This window comes from Coraliomargarita algicola (genome assembly GCF_033878955.1).
Classification (GTDB): Bacteria; Verrucomicrobiota; Verrucomicrobiia; order Opitutales; family Coraliomargaritaceae; genus Thalassobacterium; species Thalassobacterium algicola.
In genome coordinates this window covers 3459357-3476268 of sequence record NZ_CP138858.1, presented here as the reverse complement: position 1 = coordinate 3476268, position 16912 = coordinate 3459357, and the positions used below count along the sequence as shown (strand labels likewise).

General features: G+C 51.4%; 14 protein-coding genes. 7 read left to right on the top strand and 7 right to left on the bottom strand.

The features are described from left to right. Positions 1-21: 21 nt before the first annotated feature. From SH580_RS14235 to SH580_RS14205, 7 genes are all read right to left on the bottom strand, one after another. A complete protein-coding gene (locus SH580_RS14235) occupies positions 22-789 on the bottom strand; it encodes a creatininase family protein (RefSeq protein ID WP_319831511.1) in 768 nt (255 codons plus the stop codon). Beyond that, entirely contained in the window at positions 786-1529 is a 744-nt protein-coding gene (locus tag SH580_RS14230; protein WP_319831510.1) for a creatininase family protein, read from the bottom strand. Before SH580_RS14230 ends, SH580_RS14235 begins: the two co-directional genes overlap by 4 nt. A 1-nt stretch (position 1530) precedes the next feature. Next, positions 1531-2694, bottom strand: coding sequence for an amidohydrolase family protein (locus SH580_RS14225; protein WP_319831509.1), 1164 nt, complete (start codon positions 2692-2694; stop codon positions 1531-1533). Positions 2695-2751: 57 nt separating this feature from the next. Next, a complete protein-coding gene (locus SH580_RS14220; protein WP_308951461.1) occupies positions 2752-3258 on the bottom strand; it encodes a DUF2165 family protein in 507 nt (168 codons plus the stop codon). 71 nt (positions 3259-3329) lie between these two features. Further along, positions 3330-4601 (bottom strand): cytosine deaminase, encoded by a 1272-nt coding sequence (locus SH580_RS14215; protein WP_319831508.1) that lies wholly within the window; start codon positions 4599-4601, stop codon positions 3330-3332. A gap of 9 nt (positions 4602-4610) precedes the next feature. After that, positions 4611-5627: an ABC transporter substrate-binding protein gene (locus SH580_RS14210; RefSeq protein WP_308951457.1), complete on the bottom strand. Its 1017-nt coding sequence runs from the start codon at positions 5625-5627 to the stop codon at positions 4611-4613. Next, positions 5614-6531, bottom strand: coding sequence for a c-type cytochrome (locus SH580_RS14205; protein ID WP_319831507.1), 918 nt, complete (start codon positions 6529-6531; stop codon positions 5614-5616). The genes SH580_RS14210 and SH580_RS14205 overlap by 14 nt, the downstream gene beginning before the upstream one ends. 93 nt (positions 6532-6624) lie before the next feature. On the opposite strand from SH580_RS14205, the gene SH580_RS14200 reads away from it, so the two are divergent. From SH580_RS14200 to SH580_RS14170, 7 genes are all read left to right on the top strand, one after another. Then, positions 6625-8034, top strand: coding sequence for an FAD-binding oxidoreductase (locus tag SH580_RS14200; RefSeq protein ID WP_308983907.1), 1410 nt, complete (start codon positions 6625-6627; stop codon positions 8032-8034). 155 nt (positions 8035-8189) lie between these two features. After that, positions 8190-9842: a CocE/NonD family hydrolase gene (locus SH580_RS14195; protein WP_319831506.1), complete on the top strand. Its 1653-nt coding sequence runs from the start codon at positions 8190-8192 to the stop codon at positions 9840-9842. A 43-nt stretch (positions 9843-9885) separates the two neighbouring features. Beyond that, complete coding sequence (locus SH580_RS14190; protein ID WP_319831505.1) at positions 9886-10626, top strand: ABC transporter ATP-binding protein; 741 nt, start codon at positions 9886-9888, stop codon at positions 10624-10626. Positions 10627-10634: 8 nt separating this feature from the next. Then, entirely contained in the window at positions 10635-11453 is an 819-nt protein-coding gene (locus SH580_RS14185) for an ABC transporter permease (RefSeq protein WP_319831504.1), read from the top strand. An 18-nt stretch (positions 11454-11471) separates the two neighbouring features. Continuing rightward, positions 11472-12476 (top strand): ABC transporter substrate-binding protein, encoded by a 1005-nt coding sequence (locus SH580_RS14180; protein WP_319831503.1) that lies wholly within the window; start codon positions 11472-11474, stop codon positions 12474-12476. A 29-nt stretch (positions 12477-12505) separates the two neighbouring features. After that, positions 12506-13894, top strand: a complete 1389-nt coding sequence (locus SH580_RS14175; RefSeq protein WP_319831502.1) for an FAD-binding oxidoreductase — start codon at positions 12506-12508, stop codon at positions 13892-13894. 546 nt (positions 13895-14440) lie between these two features. After that, positions 14441-16906, top strand: a complete 2466-nt coding sequence (locus SH580_RS14170; RefSeq protein ID WP_319831501.1) for a TonB-dependent siderophore receptor — start codon at positions 14441-14443, stop codon at positions 16904-16906. Positions 16907-16912: the final 6 nt, after the last annotated feature.

Sequence of the window (16912 nt, the reverse complement as noted above, 5' to 3'; positions counted from 1 at the left end):
TTTTATAATGAGGTCTTCAGTTTAACTGACTAATTCGGTGAGTCGCGCGGCGAGGGCCTCGGCGGCGCGTGAGATCCAGAGCTCGCCCTTCTCGCGGGTGGCCACGGTGGCATCGCCCACCACTCCGGAACGTGAAATATCTAAAGTCTTCCACGCATAAGTTGCGGGGGCGAATTCAGATTTTAAGATCTTAGGATCGTCCAGAGTGCCCGTCCAACAGCAGGTAGCGGACGCGGGGTCCACCATATCGGGGGTGGTCGCATACATCAGCGAAGACTCGACCTCATTGGCATGTATACCGTAGGCGCGCTCACGGGCACAGATGTCAATTTCATAGGGAGAGGAGAGCACTTGCACTTCCATGCCATAGTCTAAACTCAACTCACGCAGTGCACTTTTAATCACTGAAATATTGCCACCGTGCGTATTCAAAACTCCCATACGCTTGAATCCCCACTCCGAAAGCTGACGCCCCGCAGACACAATCAATTGTCGTAGCGATTCGCGGTGCAGTATCAAGGTGCCTGGATATCCGGTATGCTCATTACTTTTGGCAGCCTGAATAGGCGGAGCCACATAGACGGGGGCATCTTCTGCCAGCAGTGGCATCGCTCGGTCTAAATAAATCTGCCCGAGCAGTGCATCCACACCTACAGGTAGTTGCGGACCATGTTGCTCAATCGCTCCAGTTGGCAAGACCACAAAGGCTTTGTCCTTATTCGGCAATGTATCAATTGCCCCACGTGTCATCGCAGGCAAATAACGGTTTCTATAACTGGGCCAACTCATTCTGTTTCCTCCTTATTCAAAGCATAATCTTGCAAGGGCGCGTGCGTATCGATCTCGCGCAACAAGCGCGCAGTCGATTCAACCACTTCTCCCAAAAGCACCGAAGCACCTTCGGGATGTGCAACCAATGGATCATTTGTTTTCACCACGGATCGTGGAATCGCGTCCAGCGTCTGAGCTAGCTGCGCATCGGCTGGCTCAGACGCCTCGCCGAGCACTTCAGTCAGAATCGAATCGAGACCACTGCGATCGCCACCACGGATGGGATGGAAGTCGAGACCGACACCAGAGAGATTGACACAGAAAATCTGCAAATCATGCACCACCCGCAGATCACGCGCGGCTACATCAATCCACTCTTCAAGAAATGGACTGGTGTTGAACAAAACAAAGCGCTTAAAGCCAGGCACTGCCGCCGAGCGAATCGTCTCGATTATCATCTGATGCGCGAGCTCAATGTCTAAGTGAAATTGCGTGCCGACCGACTGGCGCGGCGTGAAACGAATCGGTGGTAGCACTAAAGCCGTCAATTCCTCACGCGTCGCTTCCAGTGCCTGGTCTAAGACGACTGAGCCCACAACTTCCTCCGAATCCATGGGACGCCCCATGCACCAGTCGGCAATCGAGTAAACGGGTAGTATCACAAGCGTTTGCTCGGGTGATGCGTATTCATCAAATTGCGGCCAGCGCCTGGCATGCCAGGCGAAGTCGTCATTTCCTTCATAAAGATAATGTTTCATATTAATTCTGTTGGTAGATCACTTTCCCGGCGCGCACAGTTTGTAGCACGTCTTCGGGAGTGACACGGGTGAGCACAGACGCGACGAGGTGTGCACTTCGTCGCAGATGCGTTTGATTAAAATCTAAGACCGTAAAATTGGCGACACTTCCCAGCTCAAGTGCGCCCGGCAGTTCTTGTCCCCAGCGTGTTTTAGAGACATTGGAAGTGGCCATTTTTAAAATTTCTGCCGGATCGGGGCGCAGCGCATCACCATACTGGCTCTTGGCGAGCTTATAGGTAAAATCAAGTTCAGCCAACATGCTGGGACTGTTCAGTAGGCCATTATCAGTGCCTAACAATAGGTTCACGCCCGCATCCATTAATTTTGCTACAGGCGGTAGCGGCAGCCCAAGGTTCGCATTGGCACGTGGGTTCAACACCGCAGTGATTCCAGAATCTGCCAGCAATTGTATTTCGTCGTCATTGGCGACTGTTAGATGCACAATCAGATCTGGTTGATACAACTCGATTGCTTGAATCAAATCCCCACGCTGCGTCCGCTGCAATGAAAGCTCACGGTAGCCCTCATTCTCCAAACAATGCACCGCACGCGCTTTGCCCATGGCATGGGTTAAATTGCGCACGCTTTGCCACGCGGGATCGGTCAGGTCGTTCATGGTACTCTCGGAGAAACCATCGGCGACTTCCAACAGCGCACGTAGCTCATTCATCGCCGTAGCATCGAAATCGGCCGTATTGCGAGTCAAAGCTGCGAGATCAAAAGGTACACTATCGAACTGCCCAAGGATGACTGAACGCACACCCGTGCGATCACTGGCTTCTCTTAAGCGTGTCGCGCCCTCGGCTCCCTGCTCTCGGAAATCAAAATGCGCCACCGTGCCACTGCATGCCATGTAGCTAAGCGCATCGCTAATAAAGTCTACATGCGACGCGCGATCCAACTTCGCAATCTCGCGATACTTGAAACCATCTGGCCGAAAGAAGCCCTCTTCCAAGGTCAAGCCAGTCGCGCCATCTGGAATAAAGCTGTCGCCCATGTGCGTATGCGCATTCACCAAGCCGGGAATGATCACAATCGCTCCATGCTCAATGCGCTGCACCGGCTCAATGAGGTCCATCTCAACGATTCGATCCCCCTCCGCACGGAAAGACGCGCAACGCATCGGAGCCATTTCGGGTCCGTGAAAAACAATACAATCCTGATAATGCATGGCGCGTGCCTAGCTTTCTGACTCTTCCCCGAACTCGGGCAGATAAAGAAACAGCATGACGATGCCGATACAGGCAAACATGCGAAAGGCGGCGTCCTGCCCATTCCAGCTCGGAGATTGCCACATGGTAAACCACTCACCACCCACTGAAATAAATGCGATAAACCACTGTAACATGCTCAAAACCAAACCCGCGATCGCGAATTGCTTAGCACCTTCAAATTCGGCCTTAGTCCCCTTCAAGCGCTTGAATAACTGATAGCCGCCAAAGATACATAGGCCCATTGCAGATGCTTCCCAGAGAATGATTGAGAAATAAAAGATGGTATGAATCGCAGGCGAATCAATCGCACGCCACATCAGTTGATTCCCCTCAAAGACAGTCGTCATGCCGAGCACGTTCTCAACGAAGAGATAGTTGGATCCGTAGTCAGTAATATTATTAAGGACCACAAGGAATAGGAAGAACGCAACCGAGAGTACGAGCGCGATTTTAGATAGTCGAATCAGTATCATGCAGACCTCTTAGCAAAATCAAAGCCAAGTTCACATTCAGGCCGCGAAAGATAAAAAGTATACCAAATGCATCAGAGCTCATCGTATGCAGGCACACTGCTCGCATCTGAATGATAACCGATCAACTCGCGTGTTTGATTGGGGCGCGAGAGTAACTCATTAAAACTCTTCGCCGCGAAAGCAACCATTCGGGCATCCATGCCAACTGCAATTTTACCGTATTGAGAAAGCCCCATAATCGCAGCTGGTCCGGAAGTCACCATCGCACAAGCTGCAGCGGGTTTTGTATCAAGATGAGCGATACGAATACTTTGCGTAAAGACTTCAAACATATCAAAATCACCCCACGCGTAAAAGGCGTCCCGCACATTATCGCTAGCGCAAGCCGTCGTCACACCGGCATCATGCAATTCATGTAAAAGTGTCACGCCGCGCCAGCGCGGCGTACCGCGGTGCCCCGTCTCCGTAGGGCGCCCTTGCAAATACAAATTACACAGTGGCAGCGAAATAATCTGCACTCCGGCTTCCCGCACCAGATCAATCGTGGATGCCGCACGCTCCGCATCTTGCACGGCCAAACTACAAACATGGCCACAAGTGACAGGGTGTGGAAATTCTTTCTCCAAAACAATCTGAGCAATATGTCGCAAACACTCCGCCTCGGCATTGCCATTTTCATCCACATGTAAATCAACACCCACGCCCATCTCGGCTGCGAGATCGAAAAAGTAGCGCAACTGTTTATCCAAGTCCGGATTCATTTGCGGCATCCCTCCCAGCAGCGCGTTCGGATGCTTCAGCGTCCACTCCGCAATGCGCCGACCGGCAGGTTCCAGGTATGACTCGATCCCACACAGACTGACTGTCTGTAAATCGATCCGGCCCGCCCATTCTTGGCGTAAGGTTTGCATGGCATCATGACTGACCTCGCCCCAATCCAGCCCCGTATCGACATGGGTGCGTAGCGCCACGCTTCCGTGCGCCTCAGCACAACGAAGCGCAAAAGTCCCGCGCCGATAGAGATCTTCGGCTGTCCAATTCTCCTTATCCTTGCTGAGCAATTCAATCGCATCCCAGAACTCGCCACGCACATTAGGTGCACGATCCCAGGTAAAGGCCTTATCGATATGCACGTGGGCATCCAAGAAGCCGGGCATCACAATGCGCCCCTGCAAGTCATTCACCGAGGCTGCTTCACTGGCATGGCCTGAACCAGCGGGATCGACAGCTGTGATCAAGCCATCCTGTATGCGGATATCACAATCAACGAGTACACTTTCTCCTTGAGGAAAAGGTGAGAGACTGCGCGGAATACGCGCATTTTTTAAAATACTTTCAGTCATTGGGGATCATTAAGGGAGGTATTGTTGCACCAAGAGCGCATCGATATCGACTGCTTCTGGAATCAAATCATATTTCAACAAGTGCGCTTGGCCTGCCTTCAAGACTTCGGGGTCCATCGGACGGAATAAGGCTCCTGGCTCAGGCACCATCAACTCCTCAACTTTTGCCAGCGAACGAATCTGATAGTCACGCTCGAGCTTTGGATTATACTTCGAAAGAATCAAATCAATCGTGGCTTCCTGATGCGCGAAGGCATATTCCCATCCGCGCTTGGTCGCGGCTAAAAAATCTGCCACAACTTGCGGATGCTCCGTAGCCGTCAGTCCGGAGGTGTACATCACTTGCGAATACGCACGGTAGCCATAGTCACGCGCCAGAAAAACCCCCGCACGATCGCCGACCATTTGCTCCAGTTTCACAAACTCATCGATATAGTAACATTGCAACGCATCGGCCTTACCATCTAAGAGCTGCTGAGGATCATAGCTAGCGGCAAAAGTCTCCAGCCCACTAGCATCCACCCCTTGCTGCTCCAGCAGCAGAGCGATGACTCGCGCACCATCGGCATGAATGCCCACGCGCACGTTGACCAAATCCTCAAAGGATTCGATGGGTCCCTCTTTCAAATACATCCAGCCCATCGGACTATCTTGAAACATCGCACCGATCGCAACCGCATCCGCCCCTTCGGCGACTTTGCCGATCAGCACATTGCTCTCGGTCGAACCGAAGCTAAAGACTGGCTCACGCGTATCGCCCAGCTTAATCTCGTCCGCGCCGACACCTGGCAGAATACTGACCTCGAAGCCAACATCGGCATAATACCCCTGCTCGACCGCCTGAAACAGGCCTGCAAACTGTGCATTATAAATCCAGTCCAACTGCACGCGTACCGGTGTTAATTCAGAGACCGAAGCAACTGCGGGGCTGTTGGCGCTTTTTTCAGAAGAGGCGCAACTACAAAAAAGTGAAGTGCTCAACGCAAGCGCGGCACCGAAAAATTCAAATTTATTAATTGGGAACATGGGTCAGGAATTGGCGGATTTGCTCAATGGTTTCATCGCTATAGTGGGGATGCTTCGGCATTTTTGAATCTGGCATCGTCACTTGAGGGTCTTTCACAAAGTCGTGAAAATATTGTTTATTATATTTCGCGTGCATCGAAACAATTTTTACAATTCGATTAGAAAGGTTACCACCGGGCCCCACAGGATCCCAGGAATGGCAGCTCATGCAATTATTCATCCAGATCTCACGACCCGCTTGCGCGTTCGCATCCATCGTGTCGAAGGGCGCCTCAAACAAGGGCCCGACTAAACTCTCCTGACTCCCCAGTTTGAGCTTATACACACCGAATGGCCGCTTATTTGCAGGGTCGAGAATCTCCTCCGACCCCGCAGTCAACTGTTTCGCAAAAGTAATATAAAATGGGCCCATATCGGGAGTGCCTTCCAGTTGCATATCCCCCCGCTCATTCCCCTCTAAGTCCAGTACAACATAAGGATCATACTCAGCAATAAACTCAGATGTATAATAAGACATGTATCCATCGTAACAATACGCAAATGCTGCATCAAACTCTGGATACGCATCAAGTATAGCTGCGAGCGGCAAGACCGTGCATTGAATAGTCTTCTTTAAATATGGGATATAAACAGCTTCAGTCTTCACCCCCATATCATAGAGCGCATCCCGCTGTATGACAAAATCCTGCGCAGGGTCACTGGCTAATTCCACAATTAAATCACCAGTCAGATCAGCCTTATCAACATAAGCGGCCTGCACACTGACAGGCAACAGCAACACAAGCAGCGACGGCAACAGTAGTGGAAAAACGAATGCACGTACACGCCGCAATCGATTAAATAGATGAATAGATAGCATGCCACCGCTTAGCATAGTGCATACCAGCGCACCGCAGAAATTCATTTTTATCCGAGCGATTCGCATCCGACAAAACCACAATATAAAAAAATCGAGCGCAGTGCACCCGAATGGCAATGATTATGCTAAGAGCACAGAATGACAATTGATTCGACACCAATAACCAGTACCTCAGTCACGACTGAAAACCTAGAAGCGCTACAAGCGATTCTAGGTGAAGACCAAGTAATTACCGGCAAAAAGACCGAAAAATACTCAAAGGACTTCTACTGGTATTCCCCCGTATTAAAGGAGATGCTTGAAGACAAGCGAGCTGAAGTGGCCTTGCTGGTCAAAAGCAAAGAGCAACTGAAAGAGGCAGTCGCCTACCTCTATGAGCACAACATTCCACTCGTCGTACGCGGCGGTGGCTCCGGCAACTACGGCCAATTAATTCCACTCTACGGCGGCGCGGTCATCGACATCTCGGGCATGAATACCATCTTCAGTGTAGATGGCGTCGTGCATGCAGAAGTGGGCGCGACCATTCGCAAGATCGAGATCGCGGCCCGCGAAAAAGGCTACGAAATGCCCTGCATGCCATCGACCTGGATCATCAGTACCATCGGTGGCTTCCTCTGTGGAGGCTCGGGGGGTATCGGTTCGATCAGGAACGGCGGCATCGCCTATAAGGACAATGTAAAATCGGTCACAATCATGACAATGGAGGCCGAGCCAAAGTTTATTAAGCTGGAAGAGCGCGATGCCATTAAAGCGCTCCATACCTATGGCACCACTGGCATCATGGTCGAAGTTGAAATGCGCCTAGCACAAGCGTTCCCATGGGAGCAGCTAATCTTCGTGCACGACGACTGGCAGGAACTGCTCGACTGGTCCTACGAAGTTGCCTGCGACGACAGCATTCCGAAGCGCTTGGTATCCGTATTCGAAAATCCGATCTCCAATTTCTTCAAACCACTCAGAAAGCATATACCTGCGGACAAGCACACCACCTTCTTCATGGTGGACGAAGCATGCGCGGAAAAAGTTATCGCATCGGCCAAGGCAGCGGGCATTGAACATGTTTTCTCCAAGCCATTTGGCAGTCCACCCAAGCCACCATTTATCACCGACTACACATGGAACCATACCACACTCTGGGCGATTAAAGCCGACCCGAGCATCACCTATTTGCAGTGCGGGTTTGGCGAGGACTTCAATGGCAACTTCAAGAAGCTGAAAGATAAATACGGCGACGAAGTATTGATACACATTGAAATGACACTCGGTAATTCAAAATTCAGAACAGAAAAGCCGGGCGTTTCCATCGGGGGCATTCCATTGATTCGCTACACAACTGAAGAACGACTCAACGAAATCATCGCCTTCTGTGAATCCATTGGTGTGGCTGTGGCCAATCCACACACCTACACGATGGAAGGAGGCGGCGCACATCCCGACCTATCGGAAAAGCAAGCGCTGAAAGATCTCGCCGATCCCAAGGGTCTAATGAACCCAGGCAAGATGGCCTCATACAAACATAACCCACTCGCGACTGCAGAAGTTTAAACATCAATCGCCTGGCAGTGCTGGCTTCTCCCTACCAGCTCAGAACGCAGCACCGCCGATAACGATGTCAGTAAGCAAACTACCCTGAAGCACACAGCTTCATAACGACCACGGCACAGGGCCTGCATTCGCAGGCCCTGGCCGATCTATTTAAAATGAATTCACAAGACTACGACGTCTCGGTGGAGCGCAATGTAAGTATGGTGCTATCCGATGGCACTCAACTTAGCAGCGACATCTACCGAGTCCCCAGTGAGCTGGCGCAACCAGTATTGTTAATGCGTCAGCCCTACGGACGCGAGATTGCATCCACTGTTGTGTATGCACAACCTGAATACTTTGCACGAGCCGGGTTTATTGTCGTCATTCAAGACGTCCGCGGCCGTGGAGAATCCGAAGGCGACTTCTACACCTTTCGCAACGAAGCAGCCGATGGCCGCGAGACGATTGAATGGGCCGCTCAACTAGACGGCGCCGACGGCCGGGTATGCATGTATGGCTTTTCCTATCAGGCATACACGCAGCTGGCGGTGCTAAAGGATAAGCCGAAGGCCTTGGTGGCCATCGCCCCCCACATGGCTGCCGCCGATCTCTACAATGGCTGGTTCTACAGAAACGGCATCCTGCGCCTGGCCACGACACTCAGCTGGGGCAACCAAATGCTACGCGAAGACGCATGGCGCCGCGGAGCGACGGAGAGCGCAGCTGCACTGGAAAAGTCTTACAGCAACTTTAAAGAGCTCACGCAGCAGTTTCCACTCGCCAGCGCCGAACCGCTCAGCGCCGACGACATCCCTAGCTATGCCGTCGATTGGATGGCTCACACAGAAAACGACGATTACTGGCAAACTCTCGACTGCACCCAGGCGCTCGCCGAGTCAGAAGTCGCCGTCTTCCATCTAGCCGGTTACTACGACTTCTACTCTGAAGGCAGCACACTCGCCTACCAATGCAGGAAAGACAGCTCCAAGGACTTCTTTCTCTTTGGCCCATGGAAACACATCCCGTGGGAACGATGGATGAATGGGCGCGACTTTGGTGACGCTCTACGCATCAACACAGACGCCATGCTGGTCGAATTCTTCAACGCACAACTTGGCCGCGGCGACGCCAAGCACCAAGGGGTTCAATATTTTGTGCTCGGCAAAAACTGCTGGCAAACCGCGTCTCACTGGCCGCCGAATAGCAGTAGCATCGACTACCACCTAAGCTCAGGTGGCAATGCGAATAGTAGCTTTGGCGATGGACAACTGCTAGCAGAAGCCGCCTCAGACTCACCCTCCGACCATTTCGCCTACGACCCTGAAGTGCCAGTGTCCGCCCCTGGTGGCTTCATCCCAGTCTGGGGCCCCGTGGATTTAAAGGCGCAGCAACAAGGCAACAACATCCTCGTTTACGATAGCGCCCCCTTCACCCGCGAACAAACAATCGTCGGACACGCCGAACTGGAGCTCAGTGTCGGCACAACCGCCGAGGCCACCGACTTCGTCGCACGTCTCTCATGGCTACGCCCCGATGGCAGCGCCACCTTCCTCTGTATGGCCGCCGCAGCAACCAATCCTATAGCAATCGGCGACAATGATGTTTACAAGTTAAAGCTGAAGTTCGATGCCACCGCAGTCTGCATTCCGACAGGCGATCAACTGCGCCTCGACATCGCCAGTTCGGCCTTCCCACTCATCGCACGCCATCCCAACACCAAAGCAGATCGCTTAGGCCTGCTCAATCAAAGCCAATTTAAGCGCGCCCGACAAACAGTCTACCACGACACGGTGCGCCCCTCGCGGCTCAAACTTCCAACCTTGTGAATGACGCGTCCTCTCTATGACTACCAAAAGTAATAACATTCCAATGGTCCAATTGACCCAAGCCCACAAGCGGTTTGGTGAGACGACCGTATTGGAAGACATCAATTTTCAAGCATCCAAAGGCGAGTTCATTAGTTTGGTCGGGCCCAGCGGTTGCGGCAAATCTACCTTGCTCAAAATCATTGCCGGCCTCCACTCCCTCAGCGAAGGCGAAGTCGTGGTCGATGGAATGAATCCTAAAAATGCCCGTGAGGAAATGGCCTTCATTTTCCAGGAAGCCAACCTCTTGCCCTGGAAACGCGTGCAGCAAAATACAGAATTGCCACTCAAACTTCGGGGCGAATCAACAGAACGCCGAGTAGAGACTGCACGCAAGATGCTGGAGCTGGTCAATCTCTCACATGCCCTGGACAAATTCCCATGGCAGCTCTCCGGCGGCATGCGGATGCGTGTCTCAATTGCACGAGCGCTTACCTTAGCACCGCGCGTGCTCTTGCTCGACGAACCATTTGGCGCTCTCGATGAGATGACGCGCGACAATCTAAACGAAGACTTACTGCGCATTCACGCACGTGACCAATGGACCGCATTCTTCGTCACACACTCAGCCGCTGAAGCGGTATTCCTATCCAATAAAGTCGTCGTACTTTCCGCAAATCCAGGACGCATCTCTCAGGTGATCGAAATCGATTTGCCCAAAGAAAGAAACGCAGAACTACGCGAAGACCCTGCCTATCTCAACTACGTGGCGAAGGTCTCTAATGCCATCCGAACCGTACACTAAAAAACATCATGGCCACGACTTCAAAAAAGATTCAATCCGCACTACTTCCCATTACATCCGGCGCGATAATCCTAGGGATCTGGTATTTAATCAGCTATCTATATGGCCGCTCCGTAGGCTACGACGTACAGCGCATCATCATTCCCTTCCCGCATCAGATTACTTCGGCTCTTTGGAGCGAACGTGAAGCACTCTGGCAGTCGACTAGACAGACAGCTCTCTCGGCACTCATCGGCTTCGTGGCTGCGGTCTCCGTCGGCTATGCGCTCTCGATGCTACTCGCCTCCGCAGTCTGGGTCAAAAAAGCACTCTATCCTTGGGTATTGGTGCTGCAAATGACACCCGTGGTCGTACTCGCGCCGATCTTTGTATTGTGGATGGGACAAGGGCTGCCAAGTATTACAGCCATTACATTCATGATCGGCTTCTTTCCCGTAGTGGCCAACACCACCATGGGACTGGTCTCTACCGATCGCAATTTGCTCGATCTCTTCGAGATGAGCAATGCCACTAAAGCACAAGAAATCTTACACTTACGTGTGCCCTTTGCCATGCCCTACTTTTTAACTGGTATGAAAATCGCAGGCACCCTCGCTCCCATTGGAGCGATCTCTGGCGACTTATTTGCCGGCAGCTCACAAGGGGGCGTCGGAGGCATTGGCTACATGGTCATCCTCTACAACTCACAACTCAAGATCCCGGAGCTCTTCGCCACCGCACTAGTTGCCTGTATGCTAGGCTTCGTCTTCGTGGGATGCGTCAATTGGCTGCACTGGTATCTACTCAAGGACTGGCACGACTCCGCGCGCAAAGTTGAAAACACATAATCTCAAACACTTCGTATCATGAAAAATAAACTATTGTATCCACTCGCGACGTTGCTCTCGGCCAGTCTTTTATTCACAGGCTGTGGCACAGAGAAAGAAACTGCTGAAAACGGATTAATTCCCATCACCTTGCAAACGGACTGGTATGCACAAGCGGAACATGGCGGCTTTTACCAGGCTGTAGTGGAAGGTTACTACGAAGAAGTCGGCCTGGACGTCACCATTCAGCAAGGCGGCCCCAACGCGATGGGCACACAAAAAGTAGTCAGCCAAAGTGTTGAATTTGGAATTGGCCGTGCCGACGACATTATTGTACACGCCTCTAACCAACTGCCACTCGTGATCGTATCCGCACTCATGCAACACGATCCACAAGCCTTACTCGTTCACGAAGAGAGCGGTATCAATAGCTTCAAAGACTTGGATGGACGCACTGTGATGGCCACACCAGGCGCTGCCATGATCCGCTTTCTCGAAAAACGCTTCGACATCAGCATCAACCTGGTCCCCCTGGACTTTGGAATGAGCCGTTTCTTAGCAGACGTCAATTTCGTGCAACAGTGCTTCATCACCAACGAGCCCTATTACATTAAAAAAGAAGGTGCCAACGCGAAGACACTCCTCATCGCAGACAGTGGATATGATCCCTATCGAGTGATCTTCACTAGCCGCGGATACGCCGCGAAGAATCCAGACATCGTAAAAGCTTTCGTCGCTGCCAGCAACAAGGGCTGGAAATCTTACATGGCAGGCCCTCGGGAAAAGGCGAATGCCCTCATCACTCAACTGCACCCCAAGATGACCGAAGAATTCCTCAATTATAGCGTCAACGCGATGCTCGAAAATCATCTGGTTGAAGGCAATGAACCCGAGGACCAAACCGGCCTGATTCAACCCAAACGCGTGCAAGGGCTCATCGATAACTTACTTGAAGTCGGCGTCATCGAAACAGCCGTCGACGCTCACGAATTAGCACCAACCCAATACCTACCTGCCGACGTTCAGGCAATGGTCATTGAATAATTAAACCGTCCGACAGCACTTCGGCAGCAATGGAACTCAACGCAAACTTCCTATCAAAACTGGCGAACATCGTCGGCGAAGACAAACTCATCACCAGCGAAGCATCCACGCTCAAGCTCTCACGCGACTACGCCTGGTATTCGCCCTTTCTCAAAGAGTCACTCGCCAGCAAGCGAGCCGACGCTGTGGTCAAAGTCACAAGCGAAGAAGCACTGGAGCAAATAATTGCCACCTGTGTCGCCGAGGAAGTGCCGGTCACGATTCGCGGCGCAGCCACTGGCAATTACGGTCAATGCACCCCCTTTGAAGGTGGCGTGCTGATCGACATCAACGGGCTCAACGAAATCATTGAAATCGGTGACGGCTGGGTCGAAGCACAGGCAGGCGTCCGCATCCAAACACTCGAAAACGCCGTGCGCAAAGAAGGTTGGGAACTACGCAGCTACCCATCCACATGGGTACGCTCCACCCTCAGCGGCTATATCGGCGGCGGATCCGGCGGCATCGGATCTGTCACATGGGGACGCCTACAAGAAGCTGGCACCATCAAAGCAGTCGACTTACTCACCGTAGAAAACCCACCTCGAAAATTTCGCCTGGAAGAGGAAGAAACACGCAAGGTGCACCACACCTATGGTACCAACGGCATCTCCACTCGCATCACCCTACGTCTCGCGCCCAAAGCTGATTGGCGACAGATCATGGTGACCAGCGAAGACTGGTGGGCGTTAATGGAATTTGCCGTCGAGATGGCGGATGATAAAACCTGGAACAAGCGTCTCATCAGCGTCCACGAATGGCCAATCCCCAGTTATTTCAAGGGCCTGAAGAAATGGATCCGCAGCGACTCACATCTAATCTTTTTCGAAATTGAAGAAAGCCAATCCGAAGCCTTCAAGGCATTGGTCGCTGAGCGCGGTTTATCCGTGCAGCACGAGATCGAACCACATGAACCGCGCAAAGCGCCCATGTATTCGGATTTCACTTACAATCACACCACACTATGGGCCCTCAAATTTGACCCAAGCTATTCCTATATGGCCAATCGCTTCGATCCCACAAACTACAAAGAGAAGATGCTCGCGATCAAAGAAAAGTTCCCCGACGAGCTCTGGTGGCACTTGGAGATTTTGCGTGACTACACCCAAGACGAACCGATCTACGCCTGTCTCACGATCTTCCGTTACACCACCCCCGAGCGCTTCACCGAAATGCGCGAATTTATGCAAAGCATCGGAGTCCCCACCGGCAGTGCCCACACTCCCTACCTCGACCAAGGCATGCACATTCATGATCTCGACGACAAACTAGCTGTCAAAGACTACGCCGACCCCAAGGGCTTACTCAATCCAGGCAAATTGCAAAACTACCAGCCCGGCAGCTACGGCAGTTGGGCACCTGAATCCAGTAACCACTAATATATGAACTTTTGAGCGAAATGATCTAATTGTGTCCATCTTTGCTCATTAACCAGATGATTTGCACAAAAAGATTCATAAACAAATTTCACCCGCATTACGGCCTGGCGGATCTCTCATATCAGAAGCCGAGCCCCCCTCCAAAGTGTGTCGCGAAGTAGAGGCGCACCGACAAACGAAACTGCCTACAATGCAAATATCCTAACGTTAGACTTCCGCCCACTTAAAATCCAACGCACCTAAGAACAAGAAAGAGCAATACTAGAAGACAGTATTCATAAGGGCTTGAAGCAACCGTCCGACTACTATCCCACAAAGAAAAGTGAGCCATAAAAACAGCACTTCTTTTCATAAAAGAAAAACAACACTGTGCTCAATGCCTAGAGGAAAGCAGAACCGATCCTCACAACAGAACATCGCATAATTCGACCCAGAATAAGCAATTATGTTCAATCAAATTAGAAAAATCAAATTGTGGCATGGCTGTTGCTCAGAGTGACGATGATTCGACTACCAACAAACTAAACAAGAACAACCATACCACACATGAAGATAACGCAAAATAGAGCATTGCTGTCAATGCTGTTTCTAACACCGATAGCCTACCCGGGCCTTCAAGCGCAAGAAAGCACTGACACAGAAGAACTTCCAGAACTGGAAATGTTTATCGCTGAAGAAAGTGCAGCCGCACTCAACGATACAGTACTTCCAACTGACCGAGCCATTTCAGGCTTGTTCAACGACGCCACCAGCGTGCTGGAAGTGCCTAGATCCGTGACACTAATCTCGCCAGAACTGATGGATCAGTTCGGCATCAATGATTTGGACGATCTAGAAAAGATCGGCGCCGGCACACAAACCGTCAACTACTACGGGCTTGCGGGTGCGCCCACAATTCGCGGCGTCAAGGGCGGCACATTCATCAACGGCATGCTGCGCGCCTACAATCGTAATGAGATGCCACTTTCTTTCGGCTCACTTGAAGCGATCGAAGTAGTCAAGGGGCCCGCACCGGCTGACTTCACAACCACAAAGATTGGTGGTTTCGTGAATTTGATTCCGAAGTCTCCTTTCTTCGACGAAGAAAAAGGGTCCATTGAATTAGAACTCGACAACTGGGGACGCAAAACGCTTTCGGCCGACTATGGCGCCCCCTTCCTACTCCCCGGCGACATCCCTGCCGCCTACCGCATATCCATCACCACACAAGATGGTGAAAGCTATTACGACGATGTTTTCAACGACTACACATCCGTTTATGGTGCGATCAAATTCCGCCCTAAAGATGGTGTTTCTGTATTCTTAGGCGGTGAATATTTCGACTACAAGTCGAATGAGAACGTAGGTTGGAATCGCCCAACTCAAGAGCTCATCGATGACGGTGAATATGTCATTGGTGAACCACTCAGTGCAACTAGCAGCGATTGGTATGGCACTGTAGATCGCAGCCAGATCAGCTCAACTACAGCACTCGCAATAACAGCTGATGTAGCCCTTGCCAGAATTGACCCAGCTCTCATTGGCTTCATGACATACGATGCCACTGAGGATAAGTATGTCTACACGCAAGCTTACTTCCAAAATGGAGGCGAGGTACTCACTGAAAAAATCGATGGTAATGAAGTCCTCTCCGACCCGGGTGACTACGCAAACTCGAATGACTTAGTTCTATTCGGCGATATCGTATTCGACTCTGATCCAGATCGCACAATCACAGTTAAGGGATTGTTCGAACACATGGAAACAGAAAAGAATTCGTCATACGGCTATGCATTTGAATCCGAGCAAGATGTTGTAGAATTAAAAACCACTGTAACTGACCGCGCGTTGATCCCGAACACTACAATCACCTATGGTGCCAGCATTCGCTACAGCGAGGCGATGCAACTATCTGATTACTGGGACGAACCCTTCAGCCGTCGCGACATCACGCAAGACACCATCTCGTCCAACACAATTGTGCTGTCTGGGGGTGACTCACCAATCGGCGGATACAACCAATGGGGACGTTGGGGTATTGGCGCTAACGGTGAATCCGAAATGACACAACTGGCAGCTTTCCTAAGCGGCCAATCCAAGTTCTTTGAAGATCGTCTAAGTCTATTAGGCTCGACACGCTACGAATATGCAGACTACGACGTCGGCGTGCCATCCGTAGTCGACGGACCTAGCTACTACAGCGCATCTCAATGGGCAGCGACTAAAGACGGCCACGAAGAAGGCAGTGGCGACACAGACTTCTTCAACTGGAGCGTTGGTCTTAATTTCGAACTCATCGATGATGTCTTCCTGTATGCAAATTACCAAGAAGGCACATCGGTCGCGCCGAGCCAAGCAGGCGTCATCACAAGCTCTGAAAACTTCCAAGAAAATAACCTTTGGGAGGTCGGCATCAAAACAAGCTTCCTTGAAGGCTCGCTCTTCACTTCACTGGCTTACTATGAATGGGAGCAAAGTTCATTCAGTTCTCGTGAAAACACCGCAAACACACTCGAAGGTGAAGGTGTCGAAGCCGAAATCACATGGTTAGTGACTGACCACCTAACATTGATCGGCTCTTACACATGGCAAGAAGTGCGTCGTATGGCACCTTTAGGCTACAGAACTGGACCTGCATCTGAAGAAGATTGGGCACTCTACGGCGGCGCACTCGTCGTCGGTGGCGACCCAGTCCCCGCATCGAATACCGACCTAGTCTATCCAGGCACACCGCAACAAGTTGTTAAGCTATTCGGCATCTACGACTTTCACAATGGCTTTCAAGTCAACGGCGGTGTCACATGGCAGGAAGAATTCTACTCTAGCTTTGACCACAACATCGAGCTTCCTGCCGCGCTTATCTCTAGCTTAGGCGCTAAGTATACAACTGAGAAATGGGAAATTGCTTTGAACATCGATAACTTGACCAACGAAGATTACTTCTACGGCAGTGACCCCACATTCGGGGCGAATACACTAACCACTAAGGCACCCGAACGCACTTACACAGTATCGTTCAAATACATGTTCTAAACGGAG

What these genes read in the sequence shown, in the direction of transcription:
- SH580_RS14235 (WP_319831511.1), bottom strand. Translation starts at nt 789, where the DNA reads ATGAGTTGGCCCAGTTATAGAAACCGTTATTTGCCTGCGATGACACGT.
- SH580_RS14230 (WP_319831510.1), bottom strand. Translation starts at nt 1,529, where the DNA reads ATGAAACATTATCTTTATGAAGGAAATGACGACTTCGCCTGGCATGCC.
- SH580_RS14225 (WP_319831509.1), bottom strand. Translation starts at nt 2,694, where the DNA reads ATGCGTTGCGCGTCTTTCCGTGCGGAGGGGGATCGAATCGTTGAGATG.
- SH580_RS14220 (WP_308951461.1), bottom strand. Translation starts at nt 3,258, where the DNA reads ATGATACTGATTCGACTATCTAAAATCGCGCTCGTACTCTCGGTTGCG.
- SH580_RS14215 (WP_319831508.1), bottom strand. Translation starts at nt 4,601, where the DNA reads ATGACTGAAAGTATTTTAAAAAATGCGCGTATTCCGCGCAGTCTCTCA.
- SH580_RS14210 (WP_308951457.1), bottom strand. Translation starts at nt 5,627, where the DNA reads ATGTTCCCAATTAATAAATTTGAATTTTTCGGTGCCGCGCTTGCGTTG.
- SH580_RS14205 (WP_319831507.1), bottom strand. Translation starts at nt 6,531, where the DNA reads ATGAATTTCTGCGGTGCGCTGGTATGCACTATGCTAAGCGGTGGCATG.
- SH580_RS14200 (WP_308983907.1), top strand. Translation starts at nt 6,625, where the DNA reads ATGACAATTGATTCGACACCAATAACCAGTACCTCAGTCACGACTGAA.
- SH580_RS14195 (WP_319831506.1), top strand. Translation starts at nt 8,190, where the DNA reads ATGAATTCACAAGACTACGACGTCTCGGTGGAGCGCAATGTAAGTATG.
- SH580_RS14190 (WP_319831505.1), top strand. Translation starts at nt 9,886, where the DNA reads ATGGTCCAATTGACCCAAGCCCACAAGCGGTTTGGTGAGACGACCGTA.
- SH580_RS14185 (WP_319831504.1), top strand. Translation starts at nt 10,635, where the DNA reads ATGGCCACGACTTCAAAAAAGATTCAATCCGCACTACTTCCCATTACA.
- SH580_RS14180 (WP_319831503.1), top strand. Translation starts at nt 11,472, where the DNA reads ATGAAAAATAAACTATTGTATCCACTCGCGACGTTGCTCTCGGCCAGT.
- SH580_RS14175 (WP_319831502.1), top strand. Translation starts at nt 12,506, where the DNA reads ATGGAACTCAACGCAAACTTCCTATCAAAACTGGCGAACATCGTCGGC.
- SH580_RS14170 (WP_319831501.1), top strand. Translation starts at nt 14,441, where the DNA reads ATGAAGATAACGCAAAATAGAGCATTGCTGTCAATGCTGTTTCTAACA.